12 protein-coding genes are annotated in these 16,270 nt (G+C 54.8%); 6 read left to right on the top strand and 6 right to left on the bottom strand.

All coding sequences use genetic code 11. The annotated features are described in order from the left end of the window. Nucleotides 1-54: 54 nt before the first annotated feature. The 3 genes from glyS to SK58_RS03010 form a co-directional block, all read right to left on the bottom strand. Nucleotides 55-2,124: a glycine--tRNA ligase subunit beta gene (gene glyS / locus SK58_RS03020; RefSeq protein WP_015572740.1), complete on the bottom strand. Its 2,070-nt coding sequence runs from the start codon at nucleotides 2,122-2,124 to the stop codon at nucleotides 55-57. A 9-nt stretch (nucleotides 2,125-2,133) separates the two neighbouring features. Beyond that, nucleotides 2,134-3,045, bottom strand: coding sequence for a glycine--tRNA ligase subunit alpha (glyQ, locus tag SK58_RS03015; protein WP_003860141.1), 912 nt, complete (start codon nucleotides 3,043-3,045; stop codon nucleotides 2,134-2,136). Between the two features lie 160 nt (nucleotides 3,046-3,205). Continuing rightward, on the bottom strand, nucleotides 3,206-3,511 hold the full coding sequence (locus SK58_RS03010; RefSeq protein ID WP_017693801.1) for a YsaB family lipoprotein: 306 nt from the start codon (nucleotides 3,509-3,511) through the stop codon (nucleotides 3,206-3,208). A 184-nt stretch (nucleotides 3,512-3,695) separates the two neighbouring features. On the opposite strand from SK58_RS03010, the gene SK58_RS03005 reads away from it, so the two are divergent. Further along, complete coding sequence (locus SK58_RS03005; protein ID WP_023304607.1) at nucleotides 3,696-4,691, top strand: acyltransferase; 996 nt, start codon at nucleotides 3,696-3,698, stop codon at nucleotides 4,689-4,691. 52 nt (nucleotides 4,692-4,743) lie between these two features. Here SK58_RS03005 and xylB read toward each other — a convergent pair whose 3' ends face one another. Together xylB and xylA are read right to left on the bottom strand one after the other, a co-directional pair. Continuing rightward, nucleotides 4,744-6,198, bottom strand: coding sequence for a xylulokinase (gene xylB, locus SK58_RS03000; RefSeq protein WP_032669007.1), 1,455 nt, complete (start codon nucleotides 6,196-6,198; stop codon nucleotides 4,744-4,746). Between the two features lie 59 nt (nucleotides 6,199-6,257). Beyond that, nucleotides 6,258-7,580, bottom strand: a complete 1,323-nt coding sequence (gene xylA, locus SK58_RS02995) for a xylose isomerase (RefSeq protein ID WP_048220425.1) — start codon at nucleotides 7,578-7,580, stop codon at nucleotides 6,258-6,260. A gap of 371 nt (nucleotides 7,581-7,951) precedes the next feature. Between xylA and xylF the strand changes: the two genes are divergently transcribed. The 4 genes from xylF (at nucleotide 7,952) to xylR (ending at nucleotide 12,929) form a co-directional block, all read left to right on the top strand. Beyond that, nucleotides 7,952-8,944, top strand: coding sequence for a D-xylose ABC transporter substrate-binding protein (xylF, locus tag SK58_RS02990; RefSeq protein WP_006808602.1), 993 nt, complete (start codon nucleotides 7,952-7,954; stop codon nucleotides 8,942-8,944). A 72-nt stretch (nucleotides 8,945-9,016) separates the two neighbouring features. Continuing rightward, entirely contained in the window at nucleotides 9,017-10,558 is a 1,542-nt protein-coding gene (locus SK58_RS02985; RefSeq protein ID WP_015572746.1) for a xylose ABC transporter ATP-binding protein, read from the top strand. Continuing rightward, on the top strand, nucleotides 10,536-11,717 hold the full coding sequence (xylH, locus tag SK58_RS02980; protein WP_003860151.1) for a xylose ABC transporter permease XylH: 1,182 nt from the start codon (nucleotides 10,536-10,538) through the stop codon (nucleotides 11,715-11,717). Before SK58_RS02985 ends, xylH begins: the two co-directional genes overlap by 23 nt. Nucleotides 11,718-11,750: 33 nt before the next feature. Continuing rightward, the gene (gene xylR / locus SK58_RS02975; RefSeq protein WP_003860152.1) at nucleotides 11,751-12,929 is read left to right on the top strand and encodes a D-xylose utilization transcriptional activator XylR; all 1,179 of its coding nucleotides are present in this window, start codon (nucleotides 11,751-11,753) and stop codon (nucleotides 12,927-12,929) included. Between the two features lie 35 nt (nucleotides 12,930-12,964). Here xylR and SK58_RS02970 read toward each other — a convergent pair whose 3' ends face one another. Next, nucleotides 12,965-13,789: a protein bax gene (locus tag SK58_RS02970; protein ID WP_023295596.1), complete on the bottom strand. Its 825-nt coding sequence runs from the start codon at nucleotides 13,787-13,789 to the stop codon at nucleotides 12,965-12,967. Nucleotides 13,790-14,103: 314 nt separating this feature from the next. On the opposite strand from SK58_RS02970, the gene SK58_RS02965 reads away from it, so the two are divergent. Continuing rightward, a complete protein-coding gene (locus SK58_RS02965; protein ID WP_048219338.1) occupies nucleotides 14,104-16,134 on the top strand; it encodes an alpha-amylase in 2,031 nt (676 codons plus the stop codon). The last annotated feature ends 136 nt before the right edge of the window (nucleotides 16,135-16,270 follow it).

The raw sequence follows: 16,270 nt of genomic DNA, 5'->3' as shown, positions 1-16,270 counted from the left end.
AGAGAAAAAGTTTAGTTGCCGTTCTTCCCGCCTGTCAGGGGCGGGTTTTTTACGTTATTGCAGCAGCGAAATGTCCGCCACGCGCAGGAACAACTCACGCAGTTTCTCAAGCATCGAGAGACGGTTAATCCGCAGCTCTTTATCTTCCACGTTCACCATCACCTTCTCGAAGAAGGCGTCGATGACGTCACGCAGCTCCGCCAGCTCCACCAGCGCTTCCTGGTAGCGACCTTCCGCGAAGTACGGCTCCAGCTTGTCGCGCAGCACCACAACCTGCATCGCCAGAGAAATCTCTTCCGGCTCTTTCAGGGTTGCAGCGTTGACGCGCTCGTTCAGAGTCTCGTCGGATTTCGCGAGGATGTTGGATACGCGCTTGTTGGCCGCGGCCAGCGCAGACGCCGCTTCCAGCGTACGGAAGTGGGATACCGCTTTCATACGCGCATCGAAATCTGCCGGACGGGTCGGACGACGCGCCAGCACCGCCTGAATGGTATCAACGGAGTAACCTTCGTCCTGATACCACGCGCGGAAACGACCGAGCATAAAGTCGATAACATCATCCACAACCTTCGCGTTGGTCAGCTTATCGCCGTACAGACGTACCGCTTCTTCGGTCAGCGTTTGCAGATCGAGGTTGAGGTTCTTCTCTACGATGATTCGCAGCACGCCCAGCGCAGCACGACGCAGCGCAAACGGGTCTTTATCGCCTTTCGGATGCTGACCGATACCGAAGATACCCGCCAGGGTGTCCATCTTATCGGCAATCGCCACAGCGCAGGCAACCGGGTTAGACGGCAGATCGTCACCGGCAAAGCGCGGCTGATACTGCTCGTTCAGCGCTACCGCCACGTCTTCCGCTTCGCCATCGTGACGCGCGTAGTGCATGCCCATCACGCCCTGGGTGTCGGTAAATTCGAACACCATGTTGGTCATCAGGTCGCACTTGGAGAGCAGGCCTGCGCGGGTAGCGTGGTTAACGTCGGCGCCAATTTCACGGGCAATCCAGCCGGACAGCTCCGCGATACGGTCGGTCTTGTCGCGTAGCGTACCCAGCTGCTGCTGGAACAGTACGGTTTGCAGACGCGGCAGGTTGTCTTCCAGTCGTTTTTTACGGTCGGTATTGAAGAAGAACTCGGCATCCGCCAGACGCGGACGCACCACTTTCTCGTTACCGGAGATAATCTGGCTCGGATCTTTCGATTCGATGTTCGCCACGAAGATGAAGTTTGGCAGCAGCTTGCCGTCGTTGGCGTAAACCGGGAAGTACTTCTGGTCACCCTTCATGGTGTAAACCAGCGCTTCTGCCGGAACGGCCAGGAATTTCTCTTCGAATTTCGCGGTCAGTACAACTGGCCATTCGACCAGCGAGGTCACCTCTTCCAGCAGGCTGTCGCTCAGATCAGCATTACCGCCAATTTTGCGCGCCGCGTCTTCTGCGTCCGCTTTGATTTTGGCTTTACGCTGTTCGTAGTCAGCAATGACCTTGCCGCGCTCCAGCAGGATCTGCGGGTACTGGTCAGCATTGTCGATAGTGAACTCCGACTCGCCCATAAAGCGATGGCCGCGGATCACGCGATCGGACGCCACGCCCAGAATGGTCGCCGGGATAACGGTATCGCCCAGCAGCAGGGTCACGGTGTGAACCGGACGCACAAAGTGTACGTCGGACGCGCCCCAGCGCATCAGCTTAGGAATCGGCAATTTTGCCAGCGAGGTCGCGATCATGTCAGGCAGCAGCGCTTCGGCGCTTTCGCCTTTCACATGGGCACGGTACAGCAGCCATTCACCTTTGTCGGTGGTCAGACGCTCAGCCTGATCAACGGTGATGCCGCAGCCGCGCGCCCAGCCTTCTGCCGCTTTGCTCGGCTTGCCTTCCGCGTCGAACGCCTGAGCAATGGCCGGGCCACGTTTTTCAACTTCGCGATCCGGCTGGGACGCCGCCAGGTTTGCCACTTTCAGCGCCAGACGACGCGGCGCAGCAAACCACTCAATTTTACCGTGCGCCAGGCCAGCGTTATCCAGCTCAGCAGTGACGTTCGCAGCGAAAGATTCAGCCAGGCTGCGCAGGGCTTTTGGTGGCAGCTCTTCAGTGCCGATTTCCACCAGGAAAGTTTTCTCAGACATGGCCGCCTCTTATTTGTTTCGGTTGCACATCGGGAAGCCAAGGGCTTCACGGGACGCGTAGTAAGCTTCTGCAACGGCTTTGGTCAGGGTACGAATACGCAGAATGTAGCGCTGACGTTCAGTCACGGAGATCGCTTTGCGGGCATCCAGCAGGTTGAAGCTGTGGGCAGCCTTCAGAATACGCTCGTAGGCAGGCAGCGGCAGCGGAGTCTCCAGCGCCAGCAGCTGCTGGGCTTCTTTCTCGTACTGCTCGAAGCAGGTGAACAGGAAGTCCACGTCCGCGTATTCGAAGTTATAGGTGGATTGCTCCACTTCGTTCTGATGGAACACGTCGCCGTAGGTGGTTTTACCCAGCGGGCCGTCGCTCCAGACCAGGTCGTAAACGCTGTCTACGCCCTGAATGTACATGGCCAGACGTTCCAGACCATAGGTGATTTCGCCGGTAATCGGTTTACATTCCAGACCGCCAACCTGCTGGAAGTAAGTGAACTGGGTCACTTCCATGCCGTTCAGCCACACTTCCCAACCCAGACCCCAGGCACCCAGCGTTGGGTTTTCCCAGTTATCTTCCACGAAACGAATGTCGTGAATGGTTGGATCCATACCCAGCTCTTTCAGTGACCCGAGGTACAGTTCCTGAATGTTGTCGGGTGATGGCTTAATCACCACCTGGAACTGATAGTAGTGCTGCAAACGGTTCGGGTTTTCGCCGTAACGGCCATCGGTCGGACGACGGGATGGCTGCACATAGGCGGTCGCCATTGGCTCTGGCCCTAACGCGCGCAGGCTGGTCATCGGGTGTGAGGTGCCTGCGCCAACTTCCATGTCCAAAGGTTGAACAATGGTGCAGCCCTGACGAGCCCAGTAATCCTGTAAGGTCAGGATCAGGCCCTGGAAGGTCTTGGTATCAAACTTTTGCATAGTATTTCGTGCTGGATACGTGTGGTTTTAAATGGAAGGGATCAGTATACCCGCTGGCTGCAAGATATACAGTACGAAACGGGGTTGTTTAGGGAAAATTGGGGAATAAGCCCTACAGCCAGAACCTGCGAAGGCTCTGGTTGCTGCTTATACGAGCAATTTAACGCATTGAGAGATGTAAAAACTGGCCGTCTGCATCAAAAGAGCAGACAAAGCCCTCTTTACGCGCCGTATAGCCTTTCAGTTCATAGCTGCCCTGAAAGCGCTCGAAGCCGTTTATATGAATTTTCTGTGCTTCGGAATTATAGCGGTGAGCCGCCTGATCCCTGCACAGCTGTTCCATATTCAGGGAACGCTCCGGGCTCATTTTCCCCTGCTGCGCTTTTTGGACAGGTATCTCCTCAGAAGCACTGCATCCTGTTAATAAGAGCAGCAGAAAGAGTGACACCCCACGCTTCATCATCATTTTTATTACCGCCCTGGTCAGTGGCTGTTATTTTTAGTAGCAACACGTTTATAGATTAAAGTCCGTCATTCTGCGAATCTCGCCAGCTCCCTACAAGTTAGCCTGGCTAAACTCAGAATTTTCCAAGGGAAAAGTTTTACACAATCGCAGTCACACTTTTTTTATCAGGAATACAGAGGAACTGATGCAGTCAAAAATTAACTGGATTGATAACCTGCGGGGAATAGCCTGTCTGATGGTGGTGATGATCCACACAACGACCTGGTATGTCACGAACGCGCACAGTATCAGCCCTGTTAACTGGGATGTCGCCAATATTCTGAACTCGGCCTCCCGCGTGAGCGTCCCGCTGTTCTTTATGATTTCCGGTTTTCTCTTTTTTGGCGAGCGTAGCGCGCAGCCAAGACATTTCATCCGTATTGTCTCCTGTCTGCTGTTTTACAGCGCCATTTCGCTGCTCTATATCATCCTGTTCACTTCAATTAACGCTGAACGTTCCCTGCTCAATTTGTTGCAAAAACCTGTGTTCTATCATCTGTGGTTTTTCTTCGCGATAATCGTTATCTATCTGGTGTCACCGTTAATTCAGGTAAAAAACGTCAGCGGTAAAATGCTGCTGGCCTTGATGGTAATAATCGGGATCGTGGCCAACCCGAATACCGTTTCACAGAAAATTGATGGCTTTGAATGGCTGCCCGTTAACCTCTATATCACCGGGGATACATTTTATTACGTGCTGTACGGCATGCTGGGGCGCGCCATTGGCATGATGGAGACGCAAAAGCGAGGAATAAACTGGCTATGCGCAGCCGCGTTTCTCGTCGGTGTGTTTATTATCTCTCGCGGGACGCTGCATGAGCTGCAATGGCGCGGCAACTTTGCCGATACCTGGTATCTCTACTGCGGGCCGATGGTCTTTATCTGCGCGATCTCTCTGCTGACGCTGGTTAAAAACACCCTGAATGCCCGCCCGCTTCCGGTGCTGGGGTTTATCTCTCGCCACTCGCTGGGCATTTACGGTTTTCACGCGCTGGTGATCCACGCCCTGCGCACCCGCGGCGTTGAGCTTAAAAGCTGGCCGGTGCTGGATATTGTCTGGATATTTACCGTTACGCTGGTTGTCAGCCTGCTGCTGTCAATGTTGCTGCAAAGAATCGATACGCGCAGGTTTGTAAGCTAACCCGGTTGAAGGCTGGTAGGCCGGGTAAGCGTTATCGCCACCCGGCTCCTGTTTATGACATTAGCGGCAAAAGCTGCTGATAGATTTTGCGGAACACGTCTCGTCTTTCAGCATAGCGAGCATGATTTTTCGCATCAGGACGATGCTGTCGTTCAAGCGGTAGCTGGGGCAAAAGCTGGTGCAGTGGTTTATCCGGGTTCAGCGCAATTTGCGCCAGCCGTGCCGCACCGAGCGCCGGGCCGACATCGCCTCCCGTACGATAGTCCAGCTGCAACCCGCTGATATCGGAAAGCATTTGCCGCCAGTAGCTGCTTCGTGCACCGCCGCCAATTAACGTAATGCTGGATGGCGTCAGTCCACAGTCATGCACGACATCCATTCCGTCCGCCAGAGCATAGCCAACGCCTTCAAGCACCGCGCGCGCAAGCTCTGCCGGGCCGTGCTGATGGGTAAGACCGAAGAACACCCCTTTCGCTTCCGGGTTGTTATGCGGCGTCCGCTCGCCGGAAAGGTACGGTAAAAACCAGACCGCACCGGCATTATCATCTGCCTGCTGTGCCGCTGTGATAAGCGCCGGGACGTCCGCCATTCCGGTTAGCTTTGCCGCCCAGTCAAGGCAGGAAGCCGCGCTCAGCATCACCGACATCAAATGCCATTTACCCGGCAACGCGTGGCAGAAGCTGTGTACGGCGCTTCCCGGGTTGCTACGATACCCGTCACTGACGGCAAAATAGACGCCGGAAGTGCCGAGCGAGAGCATGGCCTGCCCTGCCTCGACCATCCCCACGCCGACCGCACCCGCCGCATTATCGCCGCCGCCGGCGACGACAGGTACGGCTGGCATGTTCCAGCGTTCAGCAACAGAAGGCTGCAAAGCGCCCGTGATTTCACTGCCTTCAAACAGCGCAGGCATATGGTCGCGCGTCAGCTGGCAGGCATCCAGCATCGCCTCGCTCCAGTCCCGTTTCGCCACGTCGAGCCACATCGTGCCCGCGGCGTCAGACATGTCGCTGGCAAAATCCCCCGTCATGCGAAAACGCAGGTAGTCTTTCGGCAACAGAACCTTCGCCACCTGACGAAAAATCTCAGGCTCATGACGCTGCACCCACAGGAGTTTTGGCGCGGTAAAACCGGGCATCATCAGGTTGCCCGTAATTTCGCGGGACGCAGGCACACGCTCCTCAAGGATCGCGCACTCTTCCGCACAGCGGCCATCGTTCCAGAGAATAGCCGGGCGCAGAACGCGATGCTGACTATCCAGCAACGTTGCGCCATGCATTTGCCCGGCAATGCCCAGCGCCTTCACGTCGCGCAGGCTGTGCTGCTCGCCTAAGGCTTTCATCGCACGCTCTGTCGCCTGCCACCACTGCTCCGGATCTTGTTCCGACCATAGCGGATACGGACGTGAAACCTGCAACTTTTCAGTCTGCGTGGCTAATACATCGCCCTGCTCGCTTAACAGGATGGCTTTCACCCCCGACGTGCCAAGATCGATCCCGATATACATGTGGTGACTCCTTTGACAGAAATGCCCGGTGGCGCTGCGCTTACCGGGCCTGGATGCTGTTATTTATCGAACAGGTAGTGATTGACCAGGTTTTCCAGCAGCTCCTGATGGCCGCTCTGATGCTGCGGCGCAAGCTGATGCTGTTCAGCGTACTTCGCGATCTCCGCAAGCGATAACTGACCTTTCAAAATTTGCTGGCCCAGCTCACTGTTCCAGCCGCTGTAGCGCTTCGCCACGCGCTTATCCAGCTCACCGTCTTCAATCATACGGGCCGCTACTTTCAGCGCCAGCGCCATGGTGTCCATCGCGCCAATATGCCCGTAGAACAGATCGTATTTGTCGGTGCTCTGGCGACGCACTTTGGCGTCGAAGTTCAGGCCGCCGGTGGTGAAACCGCCCGCTTTGATGATCTCGTACATCACCAGCGCATTCTCTTCCACGCTGTTCGGGAACTGGTCGGTATCCCAGCCCAGCTGTGGATCACCACGGTTAGCATCGACAGAGCCGAAGATGCCCAGCGCAATCGCAGAGGCAATTTCGTGATGGAACGAGTGGCCCGCCAGGGTAGCGTGGTTAGCCTCAATATTCACTTTGATCTCTTTTTCCAGACCAAACTGCTTCAGGAAGCCATACACGGTGGCGACATCATAATCATACTGATGCTTGGTTGGCTCCTGTGGTTTTGGCTCAATCAGCAGCGTGCCGCGGAAACCGATTTTGTGTTTGTGGTCCACAACCATCTGCATAAAGCGACCAATCTGCTCACGCTCCTGACGCAGGTCGGTATTCAGCAGCGTTTCATAGCCTTCACGACCGCCCCAGAGTACATAGTTCTCACCGCCCAGCTGATGCGTGGCGTTCATCGCGGTCACGACCTGGGTTGCCGCCCAGCTGAAGACTTCCGGGTCCGGGTTGGTTGCCGCACCCGCGCCATAGCGAGGATTGGTAAAGCAGTTAGCCGTACCCCAGAGCAGCTTCACGCAGCTTTGCTGCTGTTTTTCAGCCAGTACGTCGACCATCTGCGCGAAATTGTTCAGATACTCTTTCAGCGATGCCCCTTCCGGCGACACGTCCACATCGTGGAAACAGTAGTACGGCACGTTCAGCTTATGGAAGAACTCGAACGCGACGTCGGCTTTACGCTTCGCCAGCTCAATGGCCTCGCCCGGCTGTTGCCATGGACGGTCAAAAGAGCCCACGCCGAACATATCGGCACCGTTCCAGCAGAAGGTGTGCCAGTAGCAGGCGGCAAAGCGCAAGTGATCTTCCATGCGCTTACCCAGCACCAGCTCATCCGGGTTGTAGTGACGAAATGCTAAAGGATTGGTCGTTTTCGTGCCTTCGAAACGAACGCGATCGAGTTGGTCGAAATAAGCTTGCATATTGAGCTCCATAATCAGGGTATGCGGCGTGGTCTTGCTTCTGGAGTAATAGTGAATAGACATTGGAGGTTGCTCAATTACGTTATTTCACACTGCTATTGAGATAATGCGCAATTGTGCGCTGGCTCGCAAAATAATGCGCAGACAAACTATTTTTCGGCGCGCATTCCAGAATCAAATGTAATTAATAGGTTACGCTTTTTAAAATCCGATCGCGGTCATAAATTCAGAAATAAACCAAATATCGTAATGAGAAGATAAAAATCTGTAATTGCCAGCAGGCCTTTCCACGTTAAAAATTTGCTGCGTCTCAGCAGTGAACGTTTCTTTTATCTCAGCTACACATACCCCTACAAAAAGGCCTAATAATTATGAAGATAAAGAACCTGACCCTAACGCTCTGCACTACTCTCCTGCTTGCAAGCTTTGCCGGACATGCCAAAGAGGTCAAAATCGGCATGGCGATTGATGACTTACGCCTGGAGCGCTGGCAAAAAGATCGCGATATATTTGTTAAAAAAGCGGAATCTCTCGGCGCGGAGGTGTTCGTTCAGTCCGCTAACGGCAACGAAGAGACGCAAATGTCGCAAATCGAGAATATGATCAACCGTGGCGTCGATGTGCTGGTCATTATCCCGTATAACGGCCAGGTATTAAGCAACGTGGTGAAAGAAGCGAAACAGGAAGGGATAAAAGTCCTGGCTTATGACCGCATGATTAATAATGCCGATATTGATTATTATATTTCGTTCGACAATGAAAAGGTGGGAGAATTACAGGCTAAAAGCCTGGTCGCAAAAGTGCCTCAGGGAAATTATTTCCTGATGGGCGGCTCGCCTGTGGATAACAACGCCAAACTGTTCCGCCAGGGACAAATGAAAGTGCTGAAGCCGTATATCGACGAGGGCAAAATTAAAGTCGTCGGCGACCAGTGGGCTGACGGCTGGTTACCGGAAAACGCGCTGAAAATTATGGAAAACGCGTTGACCGCAAATAACAACAAAATCGATGCGGTGGTGGCCTCTAACGATGCCACTGCGGGTGGCGCCATTCAGGCGCTGAGCGCGCAGGGACTGGCCGGGAAAGTCGCTATTTCCGGACAGGACGCCGACCTTGCGGGTGTAAAACGCATCATCGCGGGTACCCAGACCATGACGGTGTATAAGCCCATTACCGAGCTTGCCAATACGGCCGCCGAAATTGCCGTTGAGCTGGGCAATGGCCAGCAACCTAAAGCAGACGCGACGTTAAATAACGGCCTGAAAGACGTACCTGCTCGCCTGCTTACCCCTATCGAAGTCAACAAAGAGAATATTGACGCCACCGTGGTGAAAGACGGTTTCCATAAGAAGAGTGAACTGTAATCCAGCGCAGCCCCTGCCCGGCAGGGGCGCATTGACCTGCCCTGTTCATCTGTTGGGCTATGCGGAGCAGTTATGTCTTATTTACTTGAAATGAAAAGCATCACCAAAGCCTTCGGGGCGGTGAAAGCAGTCGATAACGTAAGCCTGCGGCTGAATCCCGGCGAAGTGATGTCGCTGTGCGGTGAAAATGGCTCGGGAAAATCTACGCTGATGAAAGTGTTGTGCGGGATCTACCCGCACGGCAGCTACGAGGGCGAAATCGTTTTTGCCGGTGAGGTGCTCCAGGCCACGCACATTCGCGATACCGAACGTAAAGGCATCGCTATCATTCACCAGGAGCTGGCGCTGGTGAAGCACCTTACCGTGCTGGAAAATATCTTTCTCGGTGCCGAACTCTCACGCCACGGCGTACTGGATTACGACACCATGACGCTGCGCTGCGAAAAACTGCTGGCTCAGGTGAGCCTGGCTATCTCACCGGATACGCGCGTGGGCGACTTAGGTTTAGGCCAGCAGCAGCTGGTGGAGATCGCCAAGGCGCTGAACAAACAGGTGCGCCTGTTGATCCTCGACGAACCAACCGCTTCACTCACCGAACAGGAAACCGCCGTTCTGCTCAATATCATCCGCGATCTGCAAAACCACGGTATCGCCTGCATCTATATTTCGCACAAGCTCAATGAGGTGAAAGCCATTTCCGACACCATCTGCGTCATCCGCGACGGGCAGCACATCGGCACGCGTGAAGCAGAAGGCATGAGCGAGGATGACATCATCACCATGATGGTGGGTCGCGAACTCACCGCGCTGTATCCCAACGAACCGCACACCATCGGCGAAGAGCTCCTGCGCGTGGAAAACCTGACGGCGTGGCATCCCGTTAACCGCCATATCAAGCGCGTGGATAACCTCTCCTTCTCGCTGCACCGCGGCGAAATTCTCGGCATTGCGGGTTTAGTGGGTGCGGGAAGAACCGAGGCCGTGCAGTGTCTCTTTGGCGTCTGGCCGGGGCGCTGGGAAGGCAAAATTTATATCGACGGTCAGCCGGTAAAAATCGACAACTGCCAGCAGGCTATTGCTAAGGGCATTGCCATGGTGCCAGAAGATCGCAAAAAAGACGGCATCGTGCCGGTAATGGCGGTGGGAAAAAATATCACGCTGGCGGCGCTCAGCCAGTTTTCCGGCGCGCTGAGCAGCCTGGATGATGCCGCAGAACAGCAGTGTATTCTCCAGTCGCTTGCCCGGCTTAAGGTGAAAACCTCCTCGCCGGAGCTGGCGATAGGACGCCTGAGCGGCGGCAACCAGCAGAAAGCGATTCTGGCGCGCTGCCTGCTGCTTAATCCGCGCATTTTAATTCTGGACGAACCCACCCGCGGGATCGATATCGGCGCGAAGTATGAAATCTACAAGCTGATCAACCAGCTTGTGCAGCAAGGGATTGCCGTCATTGTTATCTCGTCCGAATTGCCTGAAGTGCTGGGGCTGAGCGACCGCGTGCTGGTCATGCATGAAGGGAAACTCAAAGCCAACCTGAACAACCAGAACCTGACGCAAGAGCAGGTGATGGAAGCTGCCTTAAGGAGCGAACGCCATGTCGAAAAGCAACCCGTCTGATATCAAAGTCGCTGTTCCGACGCCCGGTGCGTTCGCAGGACTTAAATCGCTGAATCTGCAAGTTTTTGTAATGATTGCCGCCATTATCGTGATCATGTTGTTCTTTACCTGGATGACCGATGGCTCCTATTTGAGCGCACGTAACGTCTCTAACCTGCTGCGTCAGACCGCCATCACCGGGATCCTGGCGGTGGGGATGGTCTTTGTGATTATCTCAGCGGAAATTGACCTGTCGGTAGGATCGATGATGGGTCTGCTCGGCGGCGTGGCGGCAATTTTTGACGTCTGGCTAGGCTGGCCGCTGCCGCTGACGATTGCGGTCACGCTGGTGCTGGGTCTGCTGCTGGGGGCGTGGAATGGCTGGTGGGTGGCCTACCGTAAAGTCCCGTCGTTTATCGTCACCTTAGCGGGGATGCTGGCCTTCCGCGGCATTCTGATTGGGATCACCAACGGCACCACCGTCTCCCCGACCAGCGCCTCGATGTCCCAGATTGGCCAAAGCTACCTCTCTGATGGCGTCGGTTTTACGATCGGCGTGGTTGGGCTGATGGCGTTTGTCGCGTGGCAATGGCGAGGACGCATGCGTCGCCAGGCGCTGGGGCTGGCCTCGCCTGCCTCAACCTCGGTTGTCGGCCGTCAGGCGCTTACTGCGGTGATTGTGCTGGGGGCCATCTGGCTGTTAAACGATTATCGCGGCGTCCCAACGCCCGTTCTGCTGCTGGCGCTGTTGCTGTTAGGGGGAATGTTTATGGCCACACGTACCGCATTCGGTCGCCGTATTTATGCCATCGGCGGCAACCTGGAAGCCGCGCGTTTATCCGGCATTAACGTAGAGCGCACCAAACTCGCCGTCTTTGCCATCAACGGCCTGATGGTGGCCATCGCGGGGCTGATCCTCAGTTCGCGACTGGGGGCGGGCTCCCCGTCTGCGGGTAACATTGCCGAGCTGGACGCCATCGCCGCCTGCGTGATTGGCGGGACCAGCCTCGCCGGGGGCATTGGCAGCGTGGCGGGGGCGGTGATGGGCGCATTTATTATGGCTTCGCTGGATAACGGGATGAGTATGATGGACGTGCCGACGTTTTGGCAGTATATCGTCAAGGGTGCCATTCTTTTGCTGGCAGTCTGGATGGACTCTGCCACCAAGCGGCGCGCCTGATAACACTATCGTGACTAATTTGGGAAATGAGCCATGTTTGAAAAGCGTCACCGCATTACGTTGTTATTCAATGCCAACAAAGCCTATGACCGGCAGGTGGTTGAAGGGGTTGGCGAATATTTGCAGGCGTCGCAATCCGAATGGGATATTTTCATCGAAGAAGATTTTCGTACCCGTCTGGAGAACATCAAAGACTGGCTGGGAGACGGGGTCATCGCTGACTTTGACGACCCCGTGATTGAACAGTTGCTGAGTGGCGTCGACGTGCCTATCGTGGGCGTTGGCGGCTCTTACCATACACCGGAACATTACCCCCCCGTTCACTACATCGCCACGGATAACCATGCTCTGGTCGAGACCGCCTTCCTCCATTTAAAGGAGAAAGGCGTACATCGTTTTGCGTTTTACGGATTGCCCGCCACCAGCGGAAAGCGCTGGGCGATGGAGCGTGAATATGCCTTCTGCCAGCTGGTTGCCCAGGAGAAGTATCGCGGCGTCGTTTATCAGGGGCTGGAAACCGCGCCAGAAAACTGGCAGCACGCACAAAATCGCCTGGCTGACTGGCTGCAAACTCTGCCGCCCCAGACAGGGATTATCGCCGTGACGGACGCCCGTGCCCGCCACGTATTACAGGTGTGCGAACATTTGCATATTCCGGTGCCTGAAAAGCTGTGCGTGATTGGTATTGATAACGAAGAGCTTACGCGCTATCTGTCGCGCGTGGCGCTCTCATCCGTGGCTCAGGGTACCCGTCAGATGGGCTATCAGGCCGCAAAGCTGCTGCACAGACTGTTAGACAACGAATCCCTGCCGCTCCAGCGTCTGCTGGTTCCGCCCGTTCGCGTGGTCGAGCGTCGCTCAACTGACTACCGCTCCTTAAACGATCCGGCCGTGATTCAGGCGATGCACTACATTCGCAATCATGCCTGCAAAGGGATTAAGGTCGATCAGGTGCTCGATTCGGTCGGCATTTCACGTTCGAATCTGGAGAAGCGGTTCAAAGAGGAAGTCGGTGAGACGATTCACGCCGTGATCCATGCGGAAAAGCTGGAGAAAGCGCGCAGTCTGCTGATCTCCACCTCGCTGTCGATCAACGAGATTTCACAGATGTGCGGCTATCCGTCGCTTCAGTATTTCTATTCGGTGTTCAGAAAAGAGTATGACACCACGCCGAAGGAGTACCGGGAACGGTACAGTGAAGTCCTGCTCTAGAAAAAAGAACGCCTTCAAGTGGAAGGCGTTTTTCATTACATATGTGCGGCAATCAGACGCTGGTTATCCTGGTACATGGAGAACAGGTAATTGTTATAACGCTGTCCCTGAGTGGAATAACCTTTCAGCTTGTGGATCATCGCCGTAGCCGTTACTTCCTGATCCGCCTTACGCAGCTGAGCGCGTGACTTACGGAACGAGGAGTAGGCCGGATGGGTGTTCAGGTTCACCACATAGGCATTCACGGAATCTTTCACCGATTCAAACTGTGAATAGCCCTTCACCTTGCCGGGTGCATTAGTACAACGACCTTTTGCGCATTTCATGCCAAACAGATTGTTGTTGTTGCGCGCCAGCTTCGAGGTGCCCCAACCGCTTTCGGCGGCGGCCATTGTCGCGACCATACTGCCTGGAATAATGTCCACACGCTCTAACAGAGTGTTCCATGGCACACGACGCGTGTTCCCGCTCCACTTCACTTTATAGCGTTTGGCGATGTCTTTCAGGCGAGTGCGCTCAGACGGCGACCAGCGGCTATCGTACTGTTTGGAAATCAACCAGTTACGATCCGCAGTAATCGCGGCATTTTGACTTTTAATGTAAGGCATTACCGTCCGGAGAAACGCTTTTTTCCTTGGTGTCCCGGAAGGGTATTTTCGCAAATCAGGAAGTGAACTACTCTTTGCACTATTGCGAGAATACTCTTGTTTACTGCTAACCTTACTGCTTGTCGTCTTTATTACGTGGGCTTTCTTACTCGTTGTATCCGCGTGCGTCTTTGCAAGCACCTCACCTGAAAATGCCATGGTGAGTAACATGAGTATCGCGGCCCCATATCGTCGAATGGGAGTCGATATCATTAGGTCTCCTGGTCGGATATAAACATTCCAACACCTTATTTTCTTCAAAAATTTGAGAGCGGAATCTCAAATCATACCAAAAATAGTCCTCAAGAGCACGTATACAAATAGTCCAATTCCGAAACTATGTCATCCGGAACATGCTCATTAAATCACCAGCACTGGAAAAATGTGCGCGATATCGCAGATAACTGCCTAATTTTGCGCGGGATCACTCATCCCTTCGCGTCCTCCTGGCAGAAAGACTCAGAGGAGGAGTTTTTCCCCTGAGCTGAGTGGCACACTGGTCAAAAATGCCGCGACAGGAAAATGGAATGAAACGCACTGCATTAGCTGTTCTGATGTTACCCGCATTCGCGCATGCCGACTGGTCATCGCCGGGATTTAACGCGTTTAGCGCTGAAGGTACCGGCGTCTTTACCAGCCAGGCAACGCTTGCGAAGGGTACCCGCCCGCTGACGATGAGTCTTGATAACGCGTGCTGGCAGCCGACAGGTGCCATTAAACTCAACGAGATGCTGTCGCTCAAACCCTGCGAAGGGACCCCACCGCAGTGGCGGTTATTCCGTGACGGCGTTTATCAGATGCGTATTGATACGCGCTCGGGAACGCCGACGCTGATGTTGACGGTACAAAGTGCGGCGCCACAGCCTGTCGCAAACGTTACCCGCCAGTGCCCGAAGTGGGACGGCAAACCGATCACGATCGATGTCGTTAACACCTTTCCGGAAGGCACGGTGGTGCGTGATTTTTACAGCAAACAGACCGCGACCGTTCAAAACGGCAAAGTAATTCTTCAGCCAGCCGCCAACAGCAATGGCCTGCTGCTGCTTGAGCGCGCCGAGACGGACAAACCCGCGCCATTCAGCTGGCAAAACGCCACCGTCTATTTCGTGCTGACCGATCGCTTCGTAAATGGCGACCCCACCAACGACAACAGCTATGGCCGCCATAAAGACGGTATGCAGGAGATTGGTACTTTCCACGGCGGCGATCTGAAAGGGCTTACCAGCAAACTAGATTACCTTCAGCAACTCGGCGTGAATGCGCTCTGGATAAGCTCACCGCTGGAGCAAATCCACGGCTGGGTTGGCGGCGGCACCAAAGGGGATTTCCCCCACTACGCCTATCACGGCTATTACACTCAGGACTGGACGAAACTCGACGCCAACATGGGCAGCGAAGATGATTTACGCCAGCTTGTCGACGACGCGCACAGGCGCGGTATCCGCGTCCTGTTTGACATTGTCATGAACCACGCGGGTTATGCGACGCTTGCAGATATGCAGGAGTATCAGTTTGGCGCGCTCTATTTGCAGGGCGATGAGCTGAAAAAAACCCTCGGCGAGCGCTGGACTGACTGGAAGCCAGGCGCCGGTCAAAGCTGGCACAGCTTCAACGATTACATCAACTTCAGTGACAAAGCCGCATGGGAAAAATGGTGGGGTAAAAAATGGATCCGTACCGATATCGGTGATTATGACAACCCGGGCTTTGACGATCTGACCATGTCGCTGGCCTTCCTGCCGGATCTGAAAACGGAATCTAAGATCCCGTCAGGTTTGCCGAACTTTTATCAACACAAGCCCGACACCAACGCGAAAGTGATGACGAATTTCACGCCGCGAGATTACCTGACCCACTGGCTCAGCCAGTGGGTACGTGACTACGGCATCGACGGCTTCCGGGTCGATACCGCTAAGCACGTTGAGCCTGAAGCCTGGCAGCAACTGAAAAACCAGGCCAGCCAGGCGCTGGCCGCGTGGAAAGCCGCCAACCCGGACAAAAAACTCGACAATGCGCCATTCTGGATGACCGGTGAATCCTGGGGCCACGGCGTGATGCAGAGCGATTATTACCGCCACGGCTTCGATGCGATGATCAACTTTGACTATCAGGAGCAGGCGGCGAAAGCGGTGGACTGTCTGGCCGATATGGATTTGACCTGGCAGCAAATGGCAGAAAAGCTGCAAAGTTTTAATGTGCTGAGCTATCTCTCCTCCCACGATACGCGTCTGTTCCGTGAAGGGGGCCAGCGCGCCGCTGAGTTACTGCTGCTGGCACCGGGAAGCGTCCAGATCTATTACGGCGATGAATCAGAGCGTCCATTCGGCCCGACGGGCTCCGATCCGCTACAGGGAACCCGTTCGGATATGAACTGGCAGGACGTCACGGGTAAACAGGCGTTAACTGTCGCCCACTGGCAGCTTCTGGGGCAGTTCCGCGCCCGTCATCCGGCGGTGGGTGAAGGCAAGCAAACAACGCTGTCGATGAAAGAAGGCTACGGCTTTGTGCGCGAGCACAAGGGCGATAAGGTGATGGTGGTGTGGGCGGGTAATCAATAGACCCCCTCACCCTAACCCTCTCCCCAGGGGGAGAGGGCCGGTGTGAGGGGCATTCACCAGAACAATTCACCACACAAATACAAACCTACCACATAAAACAACAAATCCGACCACATTCGCCGATTTGCACCAACAC

Source organism: Enterobacter sp. BIDMC93 (assembly GCF_001037805.1).
Lineage (GTDB): Bacteria > Pseudomonadota > Gammaproteobacteria > Enterobacterales > Enterobacteriaceae > Enterobacter > Enterobacter hormaechei_C.
This window is presented reverse-complemented; position numbering and strand designations above follow the sequence as displayed.

What these genes read in the sequence shown, in the direction of transcription:
- xylR (WP_003860152.1), top strand. Translation starts at nt 11,751, where the DNA reads ATGTTTGAAAAGCGTCACCGCATTACGTTGTTATTCAATGCCAACAAA.
- SK58_RS02985 (WP_015572746.1), top strand. Translation starts at nt 9,017, where the DNA reads ATGTCTTATTTACTTGAAATGAAAAGCATCACCAAAGCCTTCGGGGCG.
- xylF (WP_006808602.1), top strand. Translation starts at nt 7,952, where the DNA reads ATGAAGATAAAGAACCTGACCCTAACGCTCTGCACTACTCTCCTGCTT.
- glyQ (WP_003860141.1), bottom strand. Translation starts at nt 3,045, where the DNA reads ATGCAAAAGTTTGATACCAAGACCTTCCAGGGCCTGATCCTGACCTTA.
- SK58_RS02965 (WP_048219338.1), top strand. Translation starts at nt 14,104, where the DNA reads ATGAAACGCACTGCATTAGCTGTTCTGATGTTACCCGCATTCGCGCAT.
- SK58_RS03005 (WP_023304607.1), top strand. Translation starts at nt 3,696, where the DNA reads ATGCAGTCAAAAATTAACTGGATTGATAACCTGCGGGGAATAGCCTGT.
- xylB (WP_032669007.1), bottom strand. Translation starts at nt 6,198, where the DNA reads ATGTATATCGGGATCGATCTTGGCACGTCGGGGGTGAAAGCCATCCTG.
- SK58_RS02970 (WP_023295596.1), bottom strand. Translation starts at nt 13,789, where the DNA reads ATGATATCGACTCCCATTCGACGATATGGGGCCGCGATACTCATGTTA.
- glyS (WP_015572740.1), bottom strand. Translation starts at nt 2,124, where the DNA reads ATGTCTGAGAAAACTTTCCTGGTGGAAATCGGCACTGAAGAGCTGCCA.
- SK58_RS03010 (WP_017693801.1), bottom strand. Translation starts at nt 3,511, where the DNA reads ATGATGATGAAGCGTGGGGTGTCACTCTTTCTGCTGCTCTTATTAACA.
- xylH (WP_003860151.1), top strand. Translation starts at nt 10,536, where the DNA reads ATGTCGAAAAGCAACCCGTCTGATATCAAAGTCGCTGTTCCGACGCCC.
- xylA (WP_048220425.1), bottom strand. Translation starts at nt 7,580, where the DNA reads ATGCAAGCTTATTTCGACCAACTCGATCGCGTTCGTTTCGAAGGCACG.